The sequence below is a fragment of the Streptomyces davaonensis JCM 4913 genome (genome assembly GCF_000349325.1).
Lineage (GTDB): Bacteria > Actinomycetota > Actinomycetes > Streptomycetales > Streptomycetaceae > Streptomyces > Streptomyces davaonensis.
Genome location: NC_020504.1, coordinates 3,925,635 through 3,944,827 on the forward strand (window position 1 = coordinate 3,925,635; position 19,193 = coordinate 3,944,827).

Sequence of the window (19,193 nt, forward strand, 5' to 3'; positions counted from 1 at the left end):
TGCGCCAGCTCACTCCGTTAAGCGCAGCGAAGGGTTTCCTGATCGCGGATGTTCCTGTACGCGAGGTTTGGGCACCCGAGCCGGCGCCCAACGATCACGCCGGTCGCAGATGCACGATGTCGCCCGCTCCCACCGGCTCCTGCACGCCCTCCTCCGTGGCGATCACCAGGCGTCCGTCGCCGTCCAGGGCCACCGCCTCACCGACCACCGACCGGTCGCCCGGCAGCTCGGCCCGTACGGTCCGCCCCAGCGTCGCGCAGCCCGCCGCGTACGTCTCCTGAAGGCCGCTGACCAAGGGGTCGCCCTCGGCCGCGCGCCAGCGTCCGTACCAGTCCTCCAGGGACCGCAGCACCGCCCGCAGCAGCGGATCGCGGTCCGTGCTCACCGCTCCGGCGAGCGCCAGGGAGCCCGCCTGGGGGACCGGGAGCTCCTCCGCCTTCAGGGTGACGTTGACCCCGACGCCGATCACCACCGCGTCGGCCCCGGCCCGCTCCACGAGGATGCCCCCGGTCTTGCGCTCCTCGCCGCCGACGGTCACCAGCACGTCGTTGGGCCACTTGAGTGCCGTATCGACCCCGGCGGCCCGCGACAGCCCCGCCGCCACCGCCACCCCGGTGAGCAGCGGCAGCCAGCCCCAGCGGGCGACCGGGACCTCCGACGGCTTCAGCAGCACCGAGAAGAACAGGCCCGAGCGCGGCGGCGCGGTCCACTGCCGGTCCAGGCGCCCCCGCCCGGCCGTCTGCTCCTCCGCGACCAGGACCGCGCCCTCCGCCGCCTTGCCCTGGTTGGCGCGGGCCACCAGGTCACCGTTGGTGGAGCCGGTCCGCTGCACCACCTCCACCTCGCTCCACAGCCCGCCCGCCCGGACCAGCGCCCGGCGCAGTGCCTGGGCGTTGAGCGGCGGGCGGTCGAGGTCGGACCAACGGCTGTCGTCTGATGCATCTCGCGGCGTCATGCAAGCCACCCTAGGTGTGGCCAACGCCGCACTGCCGATTGGTAGGCGCGCCACTACTCTACGGATGAGTAACCGTCCCCCCTTTTGAGCAGGCAGGGAGCCGCGATCCCGATGTCCGAGCCGGAAGAGCAGATCGACATCCACACCACCGCGGGCAAGCTCGCGGATCTTCAGCGCCGCATCGACGAAGCGACGCACGCCGGCTCCGCACGTGCCGTCGAGAAGCAGCACGCCAAGGGCAAGTTGACGGCCCGTGAGCGCATCGAGCTCCTGCTCGACGAGGGATCCTTCGTCGAGCTGGACGAGTTCGCCCGGCACCGCTCCACCAACTTCGGCCTGGAGAAGAACCGTCCCTACGGCGACGGCGTGGTCGTCGGCTACGGCACCGTCGACGGCCGCCCGGTCGCGGTGTTCTCGCAGGACTTCACCGTCTTCGGCGGTGCGCTGGGCGAGGTCTACGGCCAGAAGATCGTCAAGGTGATGGACTTCGCGCTGAAGACCGGCTGCCCGGTCATCGGCATCAACGACTCCGGCGGCGCCCGGATCCAGGAGGGCGTCGCCTCGCTGGGCGCGTACGGCGAGATCTTCCGCCGCAACACGCACGCGAGCGGTGTCGTACCGCAGATCAGCCTGGTCGTGGGCCCGTGCGCGGGCGGTGCCGTGTACTCCCCGGCGATCACCGACTTCACGGTCATGGTCGACCAGACCTCGCACATGTTCATCACCGGCCCGGACGTCATCAAGACCGTCACCGGCGAGGACGTCGGCTTCGAGGAGCTCGGCGGGGCCAGGACCCACAACTCGGCCTCCGGCGTCGCCCATCACATGGCGGGCGACGAGAAGGACGCCATCGAGTACGTCAAGCAGCTGCTGTCGTACCTGCCGTCCAACAACCTCTCCGAGCCCCCGGTCTTCCCGGAGGAGGCGGACCTCGAACTCACCGACGAGGACCGCGAGCTGGACACGATCGTGCCGGACAGCGCGAACCAGCCCTACGACATGCACACGGTGCTCGAACACGTCCTGGACGACGCCGAGTTCTTCGAGACGCAGGCACTGTTCGCGCCGAACATCATCACCGGCTTCGGCCGGGTCGAGGGCCGCCCGGTCGGCATCGTCGCCAACCAGCCGATGCAGTTCGCGGGCTGCCTGGACATCGACGCGAGCGAGAAGGCCGCACGGTTCGTGCGGACCTGCGACGCGTTCAACGTCCCGGTCCTCACCTTCGTCGACGTGCCCGGCTTCCTCCCGGGCGTCGACCAGGAGCACACCGGCATCATCCGCCGCGGCGCCAAGCTCATCTACGCCTACGCGGAAGCCACCGTCCCGCTCATCACCGTCATCACCCGCAAGGCCTTCGGCGGCGCCTACGACGTCATGGGCTCCAAGCACCTGGGTGCCGACCTCAACCTCGCCTGGCCGACCGCCCAGATCGCCGTCATGGGCGCCCAGGGCGCGGTCAACATCCTGCACCGCAGGACCATCGCCGAGGCGGAGGCCAACGGGGAGGACCTGGACGCGGTGCGCGCCCGGCTGATCCAGGAGTACGAGGACACCCTCCTCAATCCCTACATCGCGGCCGAGCGCGGCTACATCGACTCGGTGATCATGCCGTCCGAGACCCGCCGGCACATCGTGCGCGGCCTGCGCCAGCTGCGCACCAAGCGGGCGTCCCTGCCGCCGAAGAAGCACGGCAACATCCCCCTGTAAAGGAGCCGCTGTGACGATCAAGGTCCTGCGGGGCAACCCGACCCCCGAGGAGCTGGCCGCCGCCCTGGCGGTGGTCCGCGCCCGCGCCGCGGCGGCAGCAGCGATACCGCCCGGCGCGGACCAGCCGGGCGCGGCGTGGTCCGACCCGTCGAGGATTGCGGCACACCGCCTGCCGCAACCGGGCCCGACGACTTGGGCACGGAGCTACTGGCCGAGCTAGAAGTCTTTAGGGGCGCGGGGCTGTTTCGATTTGCGGCTCCGCCGCGTGGGCGCACAGAAGTGGAACCCAGGGCGCAACTTAAGTACGCATACTCAGGCGCCCTGGGAAACCACCAAGCACCCTGGATGAATGCTGTGGTCCGACCCTGAGAACGAACCCCCCGAGGAACTGCGCGACATGCAGAAGATGTTGCGCAGGCTGGGCGTTCTCATGGCGCTGGCCATGGTGCTGGCGATGATCGTGACCGGCTTGAGCTGAGCGCCAGCGATACGCTGATCCCATGACAGATCAGCCCGCCCGCCGACTCGTCCTGGCCTCCAAGTCCCCCGCCCGACTGAACCTCCTGCGCCAGGCCGGCCTCGCACCGGAGGTGATCGTCAGCGGCGTCGACGAGGACGCCGTCACCGCACCCACCCCCGCCGAGCTGGCGCTCGCCCTCGCCGAGGCCAAAGCCTCCGTCGTGGCGGCGAAGCCGGAGGTCATGGGCGCCATCGTGATCGGCTGCGACTCCGTCCTCGACCTGGACGGAGAGCCGCTCGGCAAGCCCGCCGACGCCGAGGACGCCACCGCCCGCTGGAAGTCGATGCGCGGTCGCGCGGGCACCCTCCAGACCGGGCACTGCGTCTGGGACACCGTCAGCGGACGGTACGCCTCCGCCACCGCCTCCACCGTCGTCCGCTTCGGCGAGCCCACCGACGAGGAGATCGCCGCGTACGTCGCCTCGGGCGAACCCCTCTACGTGGCCGGGGCGTTCACCCTCGACGGCCGCTCGGCGCCCTTCATCGACGGCATCGACGGCGACCACGGCAACGTCATCGGCATCAGCCTGCCCCTCGTCCGGCGCCTGCTGAGCCGGCTGGGGGTCTCGATCACGGACCTGTGGACCTGATCCGAAACGGCAGACCCTAGGCGGGCGCGGGCCCGTTCGCGGGCTCGGGGCCCGTCTTCGGGCCGGACTCCGGTTCCGGTCCCGGCTCCGGTCGCGCGTCGGTCGGCTCCTGCTGGGCGTCGTACGTCATCAGCAGGAGCACGATCAGCCCCAGGACGACCATCATGAACAGGAACGCTCCCCAGCCCACCAGGCCCCAGGCGAAGGCACCCAGGAGGCCGTGGACGACCGCGGCGCTGATCAGCAGGATCCGGCCGAGGCCCGCCGGCGGGCGGTCGCGCAGGGCGACCAGCAGGGCCACCACGCCGCACAGGACGAAGTAGAGGCCGAAGACGACTCCGCCGATCTTCGACGAGAGCGCCATCATGTCGGAGTCCAGGCCCGCCAGGGACATGTCCTGGCGGTCGACGACGACGCCCAGGAACCACTGGACCGCCGCGATGCCCAGCCCCTCGGCGAAGAGAACTATCGCCACCACCCATGCCACCGGTCTGCGCACCACCGGCCCCCACCCACTTCCGAGCGCTCCAGCGCCGTCCTAGCAGGACTGCGGTTACTCCAAGTACGTTCGAGACATCGCGAACGCTACTAACGGGTAAACCTCGGGACAAGGGTTCTGGGAGGGGCAAAGAATCGTTGGGCCATTCGTAGGGACTCCACAAAGAAACCGAGTGGCCCGCAGCACCTGATGACAGAGACCTTGACCACAACGGGCGGCTAGGGTTTCCAGGAGGAGTGCGCCGTACCGCGGTGCGACAAGGGATTTCGCGGGTCGAGCGAGCCTCGAATCACGCTCCGTGTGGGCAAGCTCACCATTGGGGACGGGTCGAAGTGCCGTGTCGGCTGTCCCTAAACTCGGCTTGTTTCAAGGAGGGAGCCTCAATCGTGCGCAAGGTGCTCATCGCCAACCGTGGCGAAATCGCTGTCCGCGTGGCCCGGGCCTGCCGGGACGCCGGTATCGCGAGCGTGGCCGTATACGCCGACCCGGACCGGGACGCTCTGCATGTCCGCGCCGCGGATGAGGCGTTCGCCCTGGGCGGTGACACTCCGGCCACCAGTTACCTGGACATCGAGAAGGTCCTGAAGGCGGCGCGCGAGTCGGGGGCGGACGCCATCCACCCCGGCTACGGCTTCCTCTCCGAGAACGCCGACTTCGCGCAGGCGGTTCTGGATGCGGACCTGATCTGGATCGGCCCGCCGCCGCAGGCCATCCGGGACCTCGGTGACAAGGTCGCGGCCCGGCACATCGCCCAGCGCGCCGGTGCCCCGCTGGTCGCCGGTACGCCCGATCCCGTCTCCGGTGCCGACGAGGTCGTCGCCTTCGCCGAGGAGCACGGCCTGCCGATCGCCATCAAGGCGGCCTTCGGTGGCGGTGGCCGCGGTCTGAAGGTCGCCCGCACCCTCGAAGAGGTGCCCGAGCTCTACGAGTCCGCGGTCCGCGAGGCCGTCGCCGCCTTCGGGCGCGGCGAGTGCTTCGTCGAGCGGTACCTGGACAAGCCGCGGCACGTGGAGACGCAGTGCCTGGCCGACAGCCACGGCAATGTCGTCGTCGTGTCGACCCGTGACTGCTCGCTCCAGCGCCGTCACCAGAAGCTGGTCGAGGAGGCCCCGGCCCCGTTCCTCTCCGAGGCGCAGATCGCCGAGCTGTACTCCTCCTCCAAGGCCATCCTCAAGGAGGCCGGTTACGTCGGTGCCGGCACCGTCGAGTTCCTCGTCGGCATGGACGGCACGATCTCCTTCCTGGAGGTCAACACCCGTCTCCAGGTGGAGCACCCGGTCACCGAGGAGGTCACCGGCATCGACCTCGTGCGCGAGATGTTCCGCATCGCCGACGGCGAGGAACTCGGCTACGACGACCCGCAGGTCCGCGGCCACTCCTTCGAGTTCCGCATCAACGGCGAGGACCCGGGCCGCAACTTCCTCCCGGCCCCCGGCACCGTCACCACCTTCACCCCGCCCACGGGCCCCGGCGTCCGCCTGGACGCGGGCGTGGAGTCCGGCAGCGTGATCGGCCCGGCCTGGGACTCCCTGCTGGCCAAGCTGATCGTCACCGGTGCCACCCGCGAGCAGGCCCTCCAGCGCGCCGCCCGCGCCCTGGCGGAGTTCCAGGTCGAGGGCATGGCCACCGCCATCCCGTTCCACCGCGCGGTCGTGAAGGACCCGGCGTTCGCCCCCGAACTCACCGGCTCCGCCGACCCGTTCACGGTCCACACGCGCTGGATCGAGACCGAGTTCGTCAACGAGATCAAGCCCTTCGCCGCGCCCGCAGACGTGGACACGGACGAAGAGGCGGGCCGCGAGACGGTCGTCGTCGAGGTGGGCGGCAAGCGCCTGGAGGTCTCCCTCCCGTCCTCGCTCGGCATGTCGCTGGCCCGCACGGGCCTCGCCGCCGGGGCCAAGCCCAAGCGCCGCGCGGCCAAGAAGTCCGGCCCCGTGGCCTCCGGCGACACCCTCGCCTCCCCGATGCAGGGCACCATCGTCAAGGTGGCCGTGGAGGAGGGCCAGGAGGTCAAGGAGGGCGACCTGGTCGTCGTCCTCGAGGCCATGAAGATGGAGCAGCCCCTCAACGCCCACCGCTCCGGCACCATCAAGGGCCTGTCCGCGGAGGTGGGCGCGTCCATCACCTCGGGCGCACCGATCTGCGAGATCAAGGACTGACGCGTACGACAGCGTCGAGGCGCCCGGCGGACGGCAGCAGCCCGTCCGCCGGGCGCCTCGTCTTTGGCATCCTTAAGGCACGGCCGGGCGTGGCGGAGAGCAGGTGGGAACCATGGTGGACGCAGGCCCACACGGGAGCGGCTCGCACGGCAGCGAACAGACGGCGGCACCGCTGATCGCCCCCCGCCCCATGCGCGCCGATGCCCGCCGCAACTACGAGCGCCTCCTCACCGAGGCCCGCACCGCCTTCGCCGAACACGGCGCGGACGCCTCCCTGGAGGACGTGGCCCGCCGCGCGGGAGTAGGAATCGGCACCCTCTACCGCCACTTCCCGCACCGCGACGCCCTGCTGAGCGCGGTCTTCGAGGACGCGGTGAACGACCTGCTGGCCAGGGCCCGAGAGCTACAACAGGCCCCGGAACCCTGCACGGCCCTGGTCACCTGGCTGAGGGAAATGGTCGAGCACGCAAGCGAGTACAGAGGCTTGTCCCGGTCCCTGATGTCCGTGACCAACGACGACACCTCGGCCCTGGCAAGGTGCAGCGACCCCATCAGGGAGGCGGGGACTGAGCTGCTGACCAGAGCGCAGCGGGCGGGCAAGGTCCGAGAGGACGTAGCAATCGGAGACTTGCTACAGCTGACGCACGCAATCGCACTGGCGGCGGAGGCAACGCCGGGGGATGCAGACCTGGCGGACAGATTGCTGATGTTGACACTAAGGGGATTGAAGTTGCCCAGGGGCGCGGGGAACTGCGCGACCAACCACGACGAACCCGCACCCGCCACCCAACAGCCAAGCCCCACAACGAATAGGCGACCCTAACGCCGCCGCAAATCAGCGACGCGCCCCCGCTCAGAACCCGGCACCGGCTCCCCAAGAACAGTAGAGCGAAGTCCCGACGGAGCCGCCCGCCTGGGGCCGGGCACGGATCGCGCCCGCCGCGCCGGGACTTCGTCACCCCCCGGGTTCCCGCTCGCCCCGGCCACGGCGATCTGCACCCCCTGATCGGCAAGGGCCTGAAGCTCGGTCTGGGCACGGTCGTCATGACCCGGCGGCTCATCGGTGACCAACCGCGTGATCACATCCGTGGGCACGGTCTGGAACATCGTGTCGGTACCGAGCTTGGTGTGGTCCGCGAGAACCACCACCTCCGCCGCGGCCTGCACCAGCGCCCGATCGACGGACGCGGAGAGCATGTTGGACGTGGACAGCCCACGCTCAGCGGTCAGACCACTGCCCGACAGGAAGGCCCGGGAGACCCGCAGCCCCTGGAGGGACTGCTCCGCGCCGGAGCCGACGAGGGCGTAGTTCGAACCGCGGAGAGTGCCACCGGTCATCACGACCTCCACCCGGTTCGCATGGGCCAGCGCCTGGGCCACCAGCAGGGAGTTGGTGACGACGGTCAGCCCGGGAACCCGGGCCAGCCGGCGAGCCAGCTCCTGCGTGGTCGTACCGGCCCCGACCACGATGGCCTCGCCCTCTTCGACGAAGTTCGCGGCGAGATCGGCGATGGCCGTCTTCTCGGCGGTCGCGAGATGTGATTTCTGCGGAAAGCCGGACTCCCGCGTGAACCCGCCCGGCAATACCGCACCGCCATGCCGGCGGTCGAGGAGTCCTTCTGCCTCCAGCGCGCGCACGTCCCGCCGTACGGTCACTTCGGAGGTCTGGACGACGCGGGCGAGCTCACGGAGCGACACGGCCCCGTTCGCTCGCACCATTTCGAGGATCAATTGGCGACGTTCTGCAGCGAACACGAAACTGACAGTAACCCCAACGACCGTCTGCTTTCAGCAGTTTGCGCCGAATAGCAGAAGTTGTTCGCACAGCAGACCGGGAAGTGGTATAGGACCTAATCTCCACGCCTTTGCCGTACGAATGCTCGACAACTCCCTGTGACCAGCGGGGAGTCGGTTCGAGCCGTCAGACCTCGCTGCCGGTCTTGCGGGTGTGCAGCTGCCGGGCGACCTCGGCGATCGACCCCGAAAGAGACGGATACACGGTGAACGCGTTCGCGATCTGTTCGACCGTCAGATTGTTGTCGACGGCGATCGAGATCGGATGGATCAGTTCCGAGGCGCGGGGGGCCACCACCACACCGCCGACCACGATGCCCGTGCCCGGACGGCAGAAGATCTTGACGAAGCCGTCCCGGATGCCCTGCATCTTGGCGCGCGGGTTGCGCAGCAGGGGCAGCTTGACGACGCGGGCGTCGATCTTGCCCGCCTCGACGTCGGCCTGGGTGTAGCCGACGGTGGCGATCTCGGGGTCGGTGAAGACGTTCGAGGAGACCGTCTTGAGGTTCAGCGGGGCCACCGCGTCGCCGAGGAAGTGGTACATGGCGATACGGCCCTGCATCGCGGCCACGGAGGCGAGGGCGAAGACGCCGGTGACGTCACCGGCGGCGTACACGCCGGGAGCCGTGGTCCTGGACACCTTGTCGGTCCAGATGTGACCGGACTCGCGCAGCTTGACCCCGGCCTCCTCAAGGCCCAGGCCCGCGCTGTTGGGGATGGCGCCGACCGCCATCAGGCAGTGGGTGCCGGTGATGACGCGGCCGTCGGCGAGGGTGACCTCGACCCGGTCACCGACCCGCTTGGCGGCGGCGGCGCGGGAGCGTGCCATGACGTTCATGCCGCGGCGGCGGAAGACGTCCTCGAGCACGGCGGCGGCGTCGGGGTCCTCGCCGGGCAGCACGCGGTCGCGGGACGACACGAGGGTGACCTTGGAGCCGAGGGCCTGATAGGCACCGGCGAACTCGGCGCCCGTGACACCCGAACCGACCACGATGAGCTCTTCGGGCAGCTCGGTGAGGTCGTAGACCTGGGTCCAGTTGAGGATGCGCTCGCCGTCGGGCAGGGCGTCGGGGACCTCGCGGGGGTGGCCGCCGGTGGCGATGAGGACGGCGTCGGCGACGAGGGTCTCCTCGGTGCCGTCGGCGGTGGTGACGATCACCTTGCGGGAGCCGTCGAGGCCCTGCATGCCGTCGAGCCGGCCGCGGCCGCGCATGACACGGGCGCCGGCCCGGGTGACGGAGGCGGTGATGTCGTGGGACTGGGCGAGCGCGAGGCGCTTGACCCGTCGGTTGACCTTGCCGAGGTCCACGCCGACGACCCGGGCGGGGGTGTCGATGTGGGGGGTGTCGTCGGCGACGATGATGCCGAGCTCTTCGTAGGACGAGTCGAAGGTGGTCATCACCTCGGCCGTGGCGATCAGAGTCTTCGACGGTACGCAGTCGGTGAGCACCGACGCCCCGCCCAGACCGTCGCTGTCGACGACGGTCACCTCCGCGCCGAGCTGAGCGGCGACCAGCGCCGCTTCGTATCCGCCGGGTCCGCCACCGATGATCACGATCCGAGTCACGTACTCCATTGTCCCGCACGTACCGCAGTGCTACGGCCCAGGCCCCCGCCCGAGACCCCACTGTTACGGGAGGGAGGGCTGTGGCGGGCTGCCGTACTCTCTCCCCATGTCGCTCTACGCCGCGTACGCCGGCAACCTCGACGCGCGGCTCATGACCCGCCGCGCCCCGCATTCGCCGCTGCGCGCCACCGGGTGGCTGAACGGGTGGCGGCTGACGTTCGGGGGCGAGCAGATGGGCTGGGAGGGCGCCCTGGCGACGATCGTCGAGGACCCCGATTCCCAGGTCTTCGTGGCCCTCTACGACATCGCGCCCATGGACGAGGAGTCCCTGGACCGCTGGGAGGGCGTGGGCCTCGACGTGTACCGCCGGGTCCGGATCCGCGCGGTCACCCTGGACGGCGAGGAACCGGCCTGGACCTACGTCCTGAACGGCTACGAGGGCGGCCTCCCGTCGGCCCGTTACCTGGGCGAGGTCGCCGACGCGGCGGAGTCGGCGGGGGCGCCGCACGACTATGTGATGGAGCTGCGGAAGCGGCCTTGCTGAGGCCTTGCCGAGGCCCTCTCGCGCCGGGTTTCGTCGGAAACAACAAGACAACGATCGCCATCCCGTGGGCTCTGTCATCTACGCGCGTAGGCATTGACCGGCTACCCTCGTCGGCGTGAACGCATCTCTTCTTCCGGACGACATCCAGGGCGACCCCTACGCCGCCGCCGACGCCGCCGCCGCTCGCCTGCGCGAACTGACGGGGGCCGAGACCCACGACGTCGCCCTCGTGATGGGCTCCGGCTGGGCGCCGGCCGTGGACGCCCTCGGCGACGCCGACGCCGAGTTCCAGGTCACCGAGCTGCCCGGGTTCCCGCCGCCGGCGGTCGCGGGCCATGGCGGCAAGGTCCGCTCGTACAAGATCGGCGAGAAGCGGGCGCTGGTCTTTCTCGGGCGTACGCACTACTACGAGGGCCGTGGGGTGGCCGCGGTCGCGCACGGTGTGCGTACCGCGGTGGCGGCGGGCTGCAAGACGGTCGTGCTGACGAACGGCTGCGGTGGTCTGCGGGAGGGTATGCGCCCGGGGCAGCCGGTGCTGATCAGCGACCACATCAACCTGACGGCGACGTCACCGATCGTGGGCGCGAACTTCGTGGACCTGACGGACCTCTACTCCCCGCGTCTCCGCGCCCTGTGCAAGGAGATCGACGACACGCTGGAGGAGGGGGTCTACGCCCAGTTCCCCGGCCCGCACTACGAGACTCCGGCGGAGATTCGGATGGCTCGGGTCATCGGTGCGGATCTGGTCGGTATGTCGACCGTGCTGGAGGCCATCGCGGCTCGTGAGGCGGGCGCGGAGGTCCTTGGTATCTCCCTGGTCACCAACCTCGCCGCGGGGATGACGGGCGAGCCCCTCAACCACGAGGAAGTCCTCCAGGCCGGCCGCGACAGCGCCACGCGGATGGGCGCGCTGCTGACGCAGGTGCTGGGTCGGCTGTAACTCCGGCACTCCGGCACTCCGGCAGAAGCTTTTCTCCGCCCCCGCCGCCCCTGCCCGTCCCATCCCGGGGCTCCGCCCCGGACCCCGCTCCTCAAACGCCGGAGGGGCTGAATTTGCCGCGACCGGCACTTCCAGCCCGTCCGGCGTTTGAGGACGAGGCCCTTCAGGGCCGATCGGGGGTCTGGGGGCGGAGCCCCCAGGGATGGGACGGGTAGGGGCGGCGGGGGCGGAAGACATCATCCGAACACACCGAGAGGTTGACCGAATCGTGCATGACGATCTCATCGCCCGGGCCAAGGCGTGGCTGGCCGAGGACCCCGACGCGGACACCCGTGACGAACTCGCCAAGCTGATCGACGCCGAGGACCACGCCGAGCTCACCGCACGCTTCAGCGGCACCCTCCAGTTCGGCACCGCGGGCCTGCGAGGCGAAATCGGCGCGGGCCCGATGCGCATGAACCGCACCGTCGTCATCCGCGCCGCCGCCGGCCTCGCCGCGTACCTGAAGAAGCAGGGCCAGGACGGCGGCCTCGTGGTCATCGGCTACGACGCCCGGCACAAGTCGGAGGACTTCGCCAACGACACCGCCGCCGTGATGACCGGCGCCGGCCTCCGCGCAGCCGTCCTCCCCCGCCCCCTCCCCACCCCGGTCCTCGCCTACGCCATAAGGCACCTCGGCGCGGTCGCCGGAGTCGAGGTCACCGCCAGCCACAACCCGCCCCGGGACAACGGCTACAAGGTCTACCTCGGCGACGGCTCCCAGATCGTGCCCCCCGCCGACGCCCAGATCGCCGCCGAGATCGACGCCATCGGCTCCCTCACCACCGTCCCCCGCCCCACCACCGGCTGGGAGACCCTCGACGACTCCGTCCTCGACGCCTACCTCGCCCGCACCGACGCCGTCCTGGCGGAGGGCTCCCCGCGCCCGGCCCGCACCGTCTACACGGCCATGCACGGCGTCGGCAAGGACGTCCTCCTCGCCGCGTTCGCCCGCGCCGGCTTCCCGGAGCCCGCCCTCGTCGCCGAGCAGGCCGACCCCGACCCGGACTTCCCCACCGTCGCCTTCCCCAACCCGGAAGAGCCCGGCGCGATGGATCTCGCCTTCGCCAAGGCCCGCGAGACCGACCCGGACCTCGTCATCGCCAACGACCCGGACGCCGACCGCTGCGCCGTGGCCGTCAAGGACGCCGGCGCCTGGCGGATGCTGCGCGGCGACGAGGTCGGCGCCCTGCTCGCCGCGCACCTGGTCCGCCGCGGCGCGACCGGCACGTTCGCCGAGTCCATCGTCTCCTCCTCCCTCCTCGGCCGGATCGCCGAGAAGGCGAACCTGCCGTACGAGGAGACCCTCACCGGCTTCAAGTGGATCGCCCGCGTCGACGGCCTGCGCTACGGCTACGAAGAGGCCCTCGGCTACTGCGTCGACCCCGACGGCGTACGCGACAAGGACGGCATCACGGCCGCCCTCCTCATCACGGAGCTCGCCTCCGAGCTGAAGGAGCAGGGCCGTACGCTGCTCGACCTCCTCGACGACCTCGCCGTGGAGCACGGGCTGCACGCCACCGACCAGCTCTCGGTCCGCGTCGAGGACCTGTCCGTCATCGCGGACGCCATGCGCAGGCTGCGCGAGCAGCCGCCCACCGAACTGGCCGGCCTCCCCATCACCCGCGCCGAGGACCTCACCCAGGGCACGGACAAGCTGCCGCCCACGGACGGACTGCGCTACACCCTGACCGGCGCCCGTGTGATCGTCCGCCCCAGCGGCACGGAGCCGAAGCTGAAGTGCTACCTGGAGGTCGTCGTCCCGGTCACCGACCACGCCGCCCTTCCGGCGGCCCATGCCAAGGCCACGGACCTGCTGACGGCCATCAAGCGGGACCTCTCGGCCGCGGCCGGCATCTGACCCGTAACCCCAGAGGCCGTCCGGCACGATCCGCCGGACGGCCTCCACCTTTCAAGGCAACGGAACGGCCCTACAGCCCCGCCCGCGCGACGACCAGTGCCGTGACCCAGCCGACCCCGAGCACCACGGCCCACGGCCACACCACCCGGCCCCGCTCGCGCGCGGTGCTGTCGCCGGTCGGGCGCAGGGCGGGGTCGGCGCACAGGGCCGTCAGTTCGGAGGCCAGCCGGTCGTAGGGGTGCGTCAGCCCGCGCCGTCGCTCCAGCCACTTCCAGCCGGGGGCGGCGACGGCCCAGGACCGGCCTCCGCGCCACCGCAGCTTCAGTTCCCATGTCTGATGGCGGGCCGAGCGGAAGTCGTCCCAGGGAATGTGGGTGACCTTGAACAGCCCGTTGATCCACAGCCCGGCCCGGTCGGCGGTGATCCGCCACGCCAGCTTCACCGGCACCCGGGCCGCGCCGAACAGACCGAGCACCCCCACCAGGATCTGCTCCCACAGCGCGGTCCCGGCATCGGTGAACGCGCCCCACCCCAGCCAGACACCCCACTGAGCGAGCAGCAGCGCCGCCACCAGGTCCAGCCATCCGGCACGCCATCGCAGTACGGGCTGCGCGGGAATCGTCACGTCGCGCGCGGTCCCGGCGGCACTCCGCACCGCCCACCTGGTCACCGGCCGCACGGGCCCGCTGGACCGCTCCACGACGGGCTCCTCGTCCAGCCCCTCATCGGCGCTGACGATCACGACTTCGGCCCCGTCGTAGGGGACGCCGTAGAGCACGGCTTCACGGAGGGGGCCCGGCGAGTCGTCGTCGAGCTGCTCAAGAAGCTCGTCGTCCGCCTCGTCGTCCAGATCCCCTTCCTCTTCCTCGTCCTCTTCCTCCTCGTCGGCCTGCAAGGGCATCACCGAGACGACGAACAGGGGCCGGAGCGCGTCCACGTCATCCGCGGCGAACACCTCGGTCCGTGCCATCGCGTCGTCCCGGACCAGCACCCGCAGTACCGGAGCGGGCGCCGAGTGCAGCCGGCGGGCGCGGTACCGGCCGAGGGCACCGGAGACGAGGAGGGTGAGCCCGAGCCCGAGCAGCAGGAAGCCGACGGGTGCGGTAACCCCACCGGCTCCGGCCAGCAGGCCGCCCCCGCCGATGACGGAGACGAGCCCGGCCACCCCGAGCAGCACACCCCGCCGCAACGGCGTCTCAGCGCCCGGCACCGGAGCCGTAACCCCTTCGGCCGCGGCCAGCGCGCACTCCCGTTGCCGCCGCCGCGCCCACAGCCGCAGCTCGGCGAGCCCGAGACAGACCCCACCGAGCACCGCGGCCCCGAGCAGCCCCGGCCACCCGGCCGAGTCGAGAGCGACCGCGACAACAAGCCCCGGCGCGGCGACCCGCACCACCTCCGGCCGGATCAGCACCCACAGCACCTGAAGCGGCAGCAGAGCGGCGAGATACGGCTCCACACCGGCGGAGCCCAGCGCGAAGGCGACCGCGACGGCCCCCAGAGTCACCAGCTCGTCAAACCGCCCGTACCCGCGAACCGGCACCCACCGAGGCGGCAACACAGCAACCCAAGCCCGCCCCCGCTCCCCGCTCCAGGCCGGCGCCCTCTCAGGCACAGCCGACTCAGCAAGCGGTCGAGGCAACGGCAGCCGAACATCAGTACTCATCGCTAGCCAGACGAGCGAACGAGGCGGTTGGTTGCAGCAGCGACGCAGGCCATCGAAGGCGAGCCCTCAGGGGCGCGGCCCTTCAGGGGCGCGGGACAGCATCAATTTGCGGCTCCGCCGCGTGGGCGCGACCAGCCCCCACCGACCCGCACCCGGCAACAGGCACCCGGCGCCACCCCAGAAGCCGCTCAGCCCACCACCAGCAGAACCACCAACAGAACCGCCCCCGCCACAGCAGGCCCAATCAGCTCGTAGGCCCACCGCACCGTGACATCCCCCTGCGCCGACTCCGCCTTCTCCCGGGCCTCCATCAGCGCCCGCAGGTCATCCATCACCTTGTCGGTCTCCGCCCGAGCGGGCCCATCGGCGTCAACGGAACCGCCGACACTCCCGAGGCCCCCGAACCCGAGCCCCCCACCGCCCGCACCTCGGCCACCACGGCCCCGGCCCCTGCCACTCCGCTCCGCCTCAGCCCGCGCCTGCCGCCGAGCCGCCTTCTTCCGCGCCCGCAGCGAGACGGGGACGGCCCACAGCTGGAACCTCGCCCCGCCCTTCGCGACGACCTCATTGGAGTAGCCGGACCGAAGAGAAGCCACCTGTCCCCACGGCAGCACGATCACCCGGAGCGGATTGCGGATCCGCAGCCGCTCCTCGTTGGCGAAGACGGCCGGCCGCAAGGTGAACGCCACCACCACCGGCACCAGCAGAATCAGCGACGCCAGCGCCAGCCACTGTGTCCGCCCGGACCCCTGGACCAGCGCGTCGATCCCCAGCCACAGCACGATGCCCAGCAGCATCACCCCGCCCACGATGCCGAACGGGGAGCGATACACCCGGTCCCTGGTCGAAGGAACCGGCGCTGATGAGGGGTGTTCCGGGGTCGTCATGGCCCCGATTGTGCCCGACGCCCCAGCGGACACCTCCACCCCCGCTCATTCGCGGCCCCGACTCCGAAGACGATCCCCTGGGGGTGTACAGCCGCTACGCGCGTAGATATGCTCGTCTGGTGACCATGCCCACCAATGCACCCACCGCAGCAAGTGCCCTCTCGGACGTGACGTCGTCGGACACCTCGCTGCGCCGCTTCCTCCACGGGCTGCCCGGCGTCGACGCGGTCGGCCTGGAGGCGCGCGCCGCCTCCCTCGGCACCCGTTCCATCAAGACGACCGCCAAGGCGTACGCCATCGACCTCGCCATCTCGATGGTCGACCTGACGACGCTGGAAGGCGCGGACACCCCGGGCAAGGTCCGGGCGCTCGGCGCCAAGGCGGTCCGCCCCGATCCGACCGACCGCACCACGCCCACCACCGCCGCGGTCTGCGTCTACCCCGACATGGTGGCCGTCGCCAAGGAGGCCGTCGCCGGTTCCGGCGTGAAGGTCGCCTCCGTCGCCACCGCGTTCCCGGCCGGCCGCGCCGCCCTGGACGTGAAGCTGGCCGACGTGCGCGACGCCGTCGCCGCGGGTGCCGACGAGATCGACATGGTCATCGACCGCGGGGCGTTCCTCGCGGGCAAGTACCTGAAGGTCCACGACGAGATCGTCGCCGTGAAGGAGGCCTGCGGGACGAGCGCCCGCCTCAAGGTCATCTTCGAGACCGGCGAGCTGTCGACGTACGACAACATCCGCCGCGCGAGCTGGCTCGGCATGCTGGCGGGCGCCGACTTCATCAAGACGTCGACGGGCAAGGTCGCGGTCAACGCCACCCCTGCCAACACCCTGCTGATGCTGGAGGCCGTCCGCGACTTCCGCGCCCAGACCGGCGTCCAGGTCGGCGTGAAGCCGGCCGGCGGCATCCGTACGACCAAGGACGCCATCAAGTTCCTCGTCCTGGTCAACGAGACCGTCGGCGAGGACTGGCTGGACAACCACTGGTTCCGCTTCGGCGCCTCCTCGCTCCTGAACGACCTGCTGATGCAGCGTCAGAAGCTGGCCACCGGCCGCTACTCCGGCCCCGACTACGTGACGGTGGACTGATCGATCATGACTTTTGAGTACGCCCCGGCGCCCGAGTCCCGCTCGGTCGTCGACATCGCCCCGTCCTACGGCCTGTTCATCGACGGCGAGTTCACCGAGGCCGCCGACGGCAAGGTCTTCAAGACCGTCTCGCCGTCCAGCGAGGAGGTCCTGTCCGAGATCGCCCAGGCGGGCGAGGCGGACGTCGACCGGGCGGTCAAGGCCGCCCGCAAGGCCTTCGAGAAGTGGTCGGCGCTGCCGGGTTCCGAGCGCGCGAAGTACCTCTTCCGCATCGCCCGGATCATCCAGGAGCGCTCCCGCGAGCTCGCCGTCCTCGAAACCCTCGACAACGGCAAGCCCATCAAGGAGACCCGCGACGCCGACCTCCCCCTGGTCGCCGCGCACTTCTTCTACTACGCGGGCTGGGCCGACAAGCTCGGCCACGCGGGCTTCGGCGCCGACCCGAAGCCGCTGGGCGTGGCCGGTCAGGTCATCCCGTGGAACTTCCCGCTGCTGATGCTCGCGTGGAAGATCGCCCCGGCGCTCGCCACCGGCAACACGGTCGTCCTCAAGCCCGCCGAGACGACCCCGCTGTCCGCCCTCTTCTTCGCGGACATCTGCCGCCAGGCCGGTCTGCCGAAGGGCGTCGTCAACATCCTTCCCGGCTACGGCGACACGGGCGCCGCCCTGGTGGCCCACCCGGACGTGAACAAGGTGGCCTTCACGGGCTCCACCGCGGTCGGCAAGCAGATCGCGCGCACGGTCGCGGGCACGAACAAGAAGGTCACTCTCGAACTGGGCGGCAAGGGCGCCAACATCGTCTTCGATGACGCCCCGATCGACCAGGCCGTCGAGGGCATCGTCAACGGCATCTTCTTCAACCAGGGCCAGGTCTGCTGTGCGGGCTCCCGGCTGCTGGTGCAGGAGTCGATCCAGGACGAGCTGCTGGACTCCCTCAAGCGCCGTCTGTCCACGCTGCGCCTCGGCGACCCGCTGGACAAGAACACCGACATCGGCGCGATCAACTCCGAGGAGCAGCTGGCCCGGATCACCTCGCTGGTGGAGAAGGGCGAGGCGGAGGGCGGCGAGCGCTGGTCGCCGGCCTGCGAACTCCCCGAGAGCGGCTACTGGTTCGCCCCGACGCTGTTCACCAACGTCACCCAGGCGCACACGATCGCACGGGACGAGATCTTCGGCCCGGTCCTCTCCGTCCTCACCTTCCGGACGCCGGACGAGGCCGTCGCCAAGGCCAACAACAGCCAGTACGGCCTGTCCGCGGGCATCTGGACGGAGAAGGGGTCGCGGATCCTGGCCGTCGCGAGCAAGCTGCGCGCGGGCGTGATCTGGTCCAACACGTTCAACAAGTTCGACCCGACCTCGCCGTTCGGCGGCTACAAGGAGTCGGGCTTCGGCCGCGAGGGCGGCCGCCACGGCCTGGAGGCGTACCTCGATGTCTGACAAGTCCGAGCAGCAGCGTCTGAGCGTCTTCAAGACCTACAAGCTGTACGTCGGGGGCAAGTTCCCCCGCTCCGAAAGCGGCCGGGTGTACGAAGTGACCGACTCCAAGGGCAACTGGCTGGCCAACGCACCGCTCTCCTCCCGCAAGGACGCCCGGGACGCGGTGGTCGCCGCGCGCAAGGCGTTCGGCGGCTGGTCCGGGGCGACGGCGTACAACCGCGGTCAGATCCTCTACCGCGTCGCCGAGATGCTGGAGGGCCGCCGCGAGCAGTTCGTGCGTGAAGTGGCCGACGCCGAGGGCCTGTCGAAGTCGAAGGCGGCCGCCCAGGTGGACGCGGCGATCGACCGCTGGGTCTGGTACGCGGGCTGGACCGACAAGATCGCCCAGGTGGTGGGCGGCGGAAACCCGGTCGCGGGCCCGTACTTCAACCTCTCCTCGCCCGAACCGACCGGCGTGGTCGTGGTCCTGGCCCCGCAGGAGTCGTCCTTCCTCGGTCTGGTCTCGGTGATCGCCCCGGTGATCGCCACCGGCAACACGGCGATCGTGATCGCGAGCGAGAACTCCCCGCTCCCCGCCCTCTCGCTGGGCGAGGTACTGGCCACCTCCGACCTCCCCGGCGGCGTGGTCAACGTGCTCTCCGGCCGTACGGCGGAGATCGCCACCCCGCTGGCCGCGCACCAGGACGTCAACGCCATCGACCTCGCGGGCGCCGACGACGTACTGGCGAAGGAGCTGGAGATCGCGGCGGCGGACAACCTGAAGCGGGTTCTTCGTCCACAGCCTGTGGATTATTCCGAGACCCCGGGCATCGACCGCATGACGGCGTTCCTGGAGACCAAGACGGTCTGGCACCCCACCGGGTCGCTGGGCGCGTCCGGCTCGGCGTACTAGGCGTACCGAGCCGCCGGAACCAGAGAGCCGCGCCTCCCCACCGTCCGGG

General features: G+C 70.6%; 18 protein-coding genes. 12 read left to right on the forward strand and 6 right to left on the reverse strand.

Annotated elements, in window-relative coordinates; translation table 11 throughout:
* Positions 1 to 94: 94 nt before the first annotated feature.
* Positions 95 to 955: a biotin--[acetyl-CoA-carboxylase] ligase gene (locus tag BN159_RS16970; protein WP_015658226.1), complete on the reverse strand. Its 861-nt coding sequence runs from the start codon at positions 953 to 955 to the stop codon at positions 95 to 97.
* A 111-nt stretch (positions 956 to 1,066) separates the two neighbouring features.
* Between BN159_RS16970 and BN159_RS16975 the strand changes: the two genes are divergently transcribed.
* The 4 genes from BN159_RS16975 to BN159_RS16985 all read left to right on the forward strand — a co-directional run bounded on the left by BN159_RS16975 (position 1,067) and on the right by BN159_RS16985 (position 3,774).
* Positions 1,067 to 2,665, forward strand: a complete 1,599-nt coding sequence (locus BN159_RS16975) for an acyl-CoA carboxylase subunit beta (protein ID WP_015658227.1) — start codon at positions 1,067 to 1,069, stop codon at positions 2,663 to 2,665.
* Between the two features lie 10 nt (positions 2,666 to 2,675).
* Positions 2,676 to 2,885: an acyl-CoA carboxylase epsilon subunit gene (locus BN159_RS16980; RefSeq protein ID WP_015658228.1), complete on the forward strand. Its 210-nt coding sequence runs from the start codon at positions 2,676 to 2,678 to the stop codon at positions 2,883 to 2,885.
* A 129-nt stretch (positions 2,886 to 3,014) separates the two neighbouring features.
* Positions 3,015 to 3,143: a morphogenic membrane protein MmpB gene (mmpB, locus tag BN159_RS47470; RefSeq protein WP_015658229.1), complete on the forward strand. Its 129-nt coding sequence runs from the start codon at positions 3,015 to 3,017 to the stop codon at positions 3,141 to 3,143.
* 22 nt (positions 3,144 to 3,165) lie between these two features.
* Complete coding sequence (locus BN159_RS16985; RefSeq protein ID WP_015658230.1) at positions 3,166 to 3,774, forward strand: Maf family protein; 609 nt, start codon at positions 3,166 to 3,168, stop codon at positions 3,772 to 3,774.
* 16 nt (positions 3,775 to 3,790) lie between these two features.
* Here the strand turns inward: BN159_RS16985 and BN159_RS16990 are convergent, their stop codons facing one another.
* A complete protein-coding gene (locus BN159_RS16990; RefSeq protein WP_015658231.1) occupies positions 3,791 to 4,276 on the reverse strand; it encodes a hypothetical protein in 486 nt (161 codons plus the stop codon).
* A 383-nt stretch (positions 4,277 to 4,659) separates the two neighbouring features.
* Here BN159_RS16990 and BN159_RS16995 point away from each other — a divergent pair, with 383 nt between their 5' ends.
* Positions 4,660 to 6,432: an acetyl/propionyl/methylcrotonyl-CoA carboxylase subunit alpha gene (locus BN159_RS16995; protein ID WP_015658232.1), complete on the forward strand. Its 1,773-nt coding sequence runs from the start codon at positions 4,660 to 4,662 to the stop codon at positions 6,430 to 6,432.
* Positions 6,433 to 6,622: 190 nt separating this feature from the next.
* Positions 6,623 to 7,255, forward strand: a complete 633-nt coding sequence (locus BN159_RS17000) for a TetR/AcrR family transcriptional regulator (RefSeq protein WP_051113647.1) — start codon at positions 6,623 to 6,625, stop codon at positions 7,253 to 7,255.
* Here the strand turns inward: BN159_RS17000 and BN159_RS17005 are convergent.
* Together BN159_RS17005 and BN159_RS17010 are read right to left on the reverse strand one after the other, a co-directional pair.
* The gene (locus BN159_RS17005) at positions 7,252 to 8,187 is read right to left on the reverse strand and encodes a DeoR/GlpR family DNA-binding transcription regulator (RefSeq protein WP_078598821.1); all 936 of its coding nucleotides are present in this window, start codon (positions 8,185 to 8,187) and stop codon (positions 7,252 to 7,254) included. The two genes, BN159_RS17000 and BN159_RS17005, sit on opposite strands and share 4 nt — an antisense overlap.
* Positions 8,188 to 8,353: 166 nt before the next feature.
* Positions 8,354 to 9,802, reverse strand: a complete 1,449-nt coding sequence (locus tag BN159_RS17010; protein ID WP_015658235.1) for an NAD(P)H-quinone dehydrogenase — start codon at positions 9,800 to 9,802, stop codon at positions 8,354 to 8,356.
* A gap of 97 nt (positions 9,803 to 9,899) precedes the next feature.
* Here BN159_RS17010 and BN159_RS17015 point away from each other — a divergent pair, with 97 nt between their 5' ends.
* From BN159_RS17015 to BN159_RS17025, 3 genes are all read left to right on the forward strand, one after another.
* On the forward strand, positions 9,900 to 10,337 hold the full coding sequence (locus tag BN159_RS17015) for a gamma-glutamylcyclotransferase (protein WP_015658236.1): 438 nt from the start codon (positions 9,900 to 9,902) through the stop codon (positions 10,335 to 10,337).
* Between the two features lie 115 nt (positions 10,338 to 10,452).
* On the forward strand, positions 10,453 to 11,277 hold the full coding sequence (locus tag BN159_RS17020; RefSeq protein ID WP_015658237.1) for a purine-nucleoside phosphorylase: 825 nt from the start codon (positions 10,453 to 10,455) through the stop codon (positions 11,275 to 11,277).
* Between the two features lie 268 nt (positions 11,278 to 11,545).
* The gene (locus BN159_RS17025; RefSeq protein ID WP_041819427.1) at positions 11,546 to 13,177 is read left to right on the forward strand and encodes a phospho-sugar mutase; all 1,632 of its coding nucleotides are present in this window, start codon (positions 11,546 to 11,548) and stop codon (positions 13,175 to 13,177) included.
* Positions 13,178 to 13,247: 70 nt separating this feature from the next.
* On the opposite strand, the gene BN159_RS17030 is transcribed toward BN159_RS17025, so the two are convergent.
* On the reverse strand, positions 13,248 to 14,681 hold the full coding sequence (locus BN159_RS17030) for a hypothetical protein (RefSeq protein ID WP_051113513.1): 1,434 nt from the start codon (positions 14,679 to 14,681) through the stop codon (positions 13,248 to 13,250).
* 347 nt (positions 14,682 to 15,028) lie between these two features.
* Positions 15,029 to 15,727, reverse strand: coding sequence for a PH domain-containing protein (locus BN159_RS17035; protein ID WP_041821425.1), 699 nt, complete (start codon positions 15,725 to 15,727; stop codon positions 15,029 to 15,031).
* Positions 15,728 to 15,852: 125 nt separating this feature from the next.
* Here BN159_RS17035 and deoC point away from each other — a divergent pair, with 125 nt between their 5' ends.
* From deoC to BN159_RS17050, 3 genes are read left to right on the forward strand one after another with little or no spacing between them, the layout of a single operon-like run.
* Entirely contained in the window at positions 15,853 to 16,815 is a 963-nt protein-coding gene (gene deoC, locus BN159_RS17040) for a deoxyribose-phosphate aldolase (RefSeq protein WP_015658241.1), read from the forward strand.
* Positions 16,816 to 16,821: 6 nt separating this feature from the next.
* A complete protein-coding gene (locus BN159_RS17045; protein ID WP_015658242.1) occupies positions 16,822 to 18,252 on the forward strand; it encodes an aldehyde dehydrogenase family protein in 1,431 nt (476 codons plus the stop codon).
* Positions 18,245 to 19,144 (forward strand): aldehyde dehydrogenase family protein, encoded by a 900-nt coding sequence (locus BN159_RS17050; protein WP_015658243.1) that lies wholly within the window; start codon positions 18,245 to 18,247, stop codon positions 19,142 to 19,144. The genes BN159_RS17045 and BN159_RS17050 overlap by 8 nt, the downstream gene beginning before the upstream one ends.
* Positions 19,145 to 19,193: the final 49 nt, after the last annotated feature.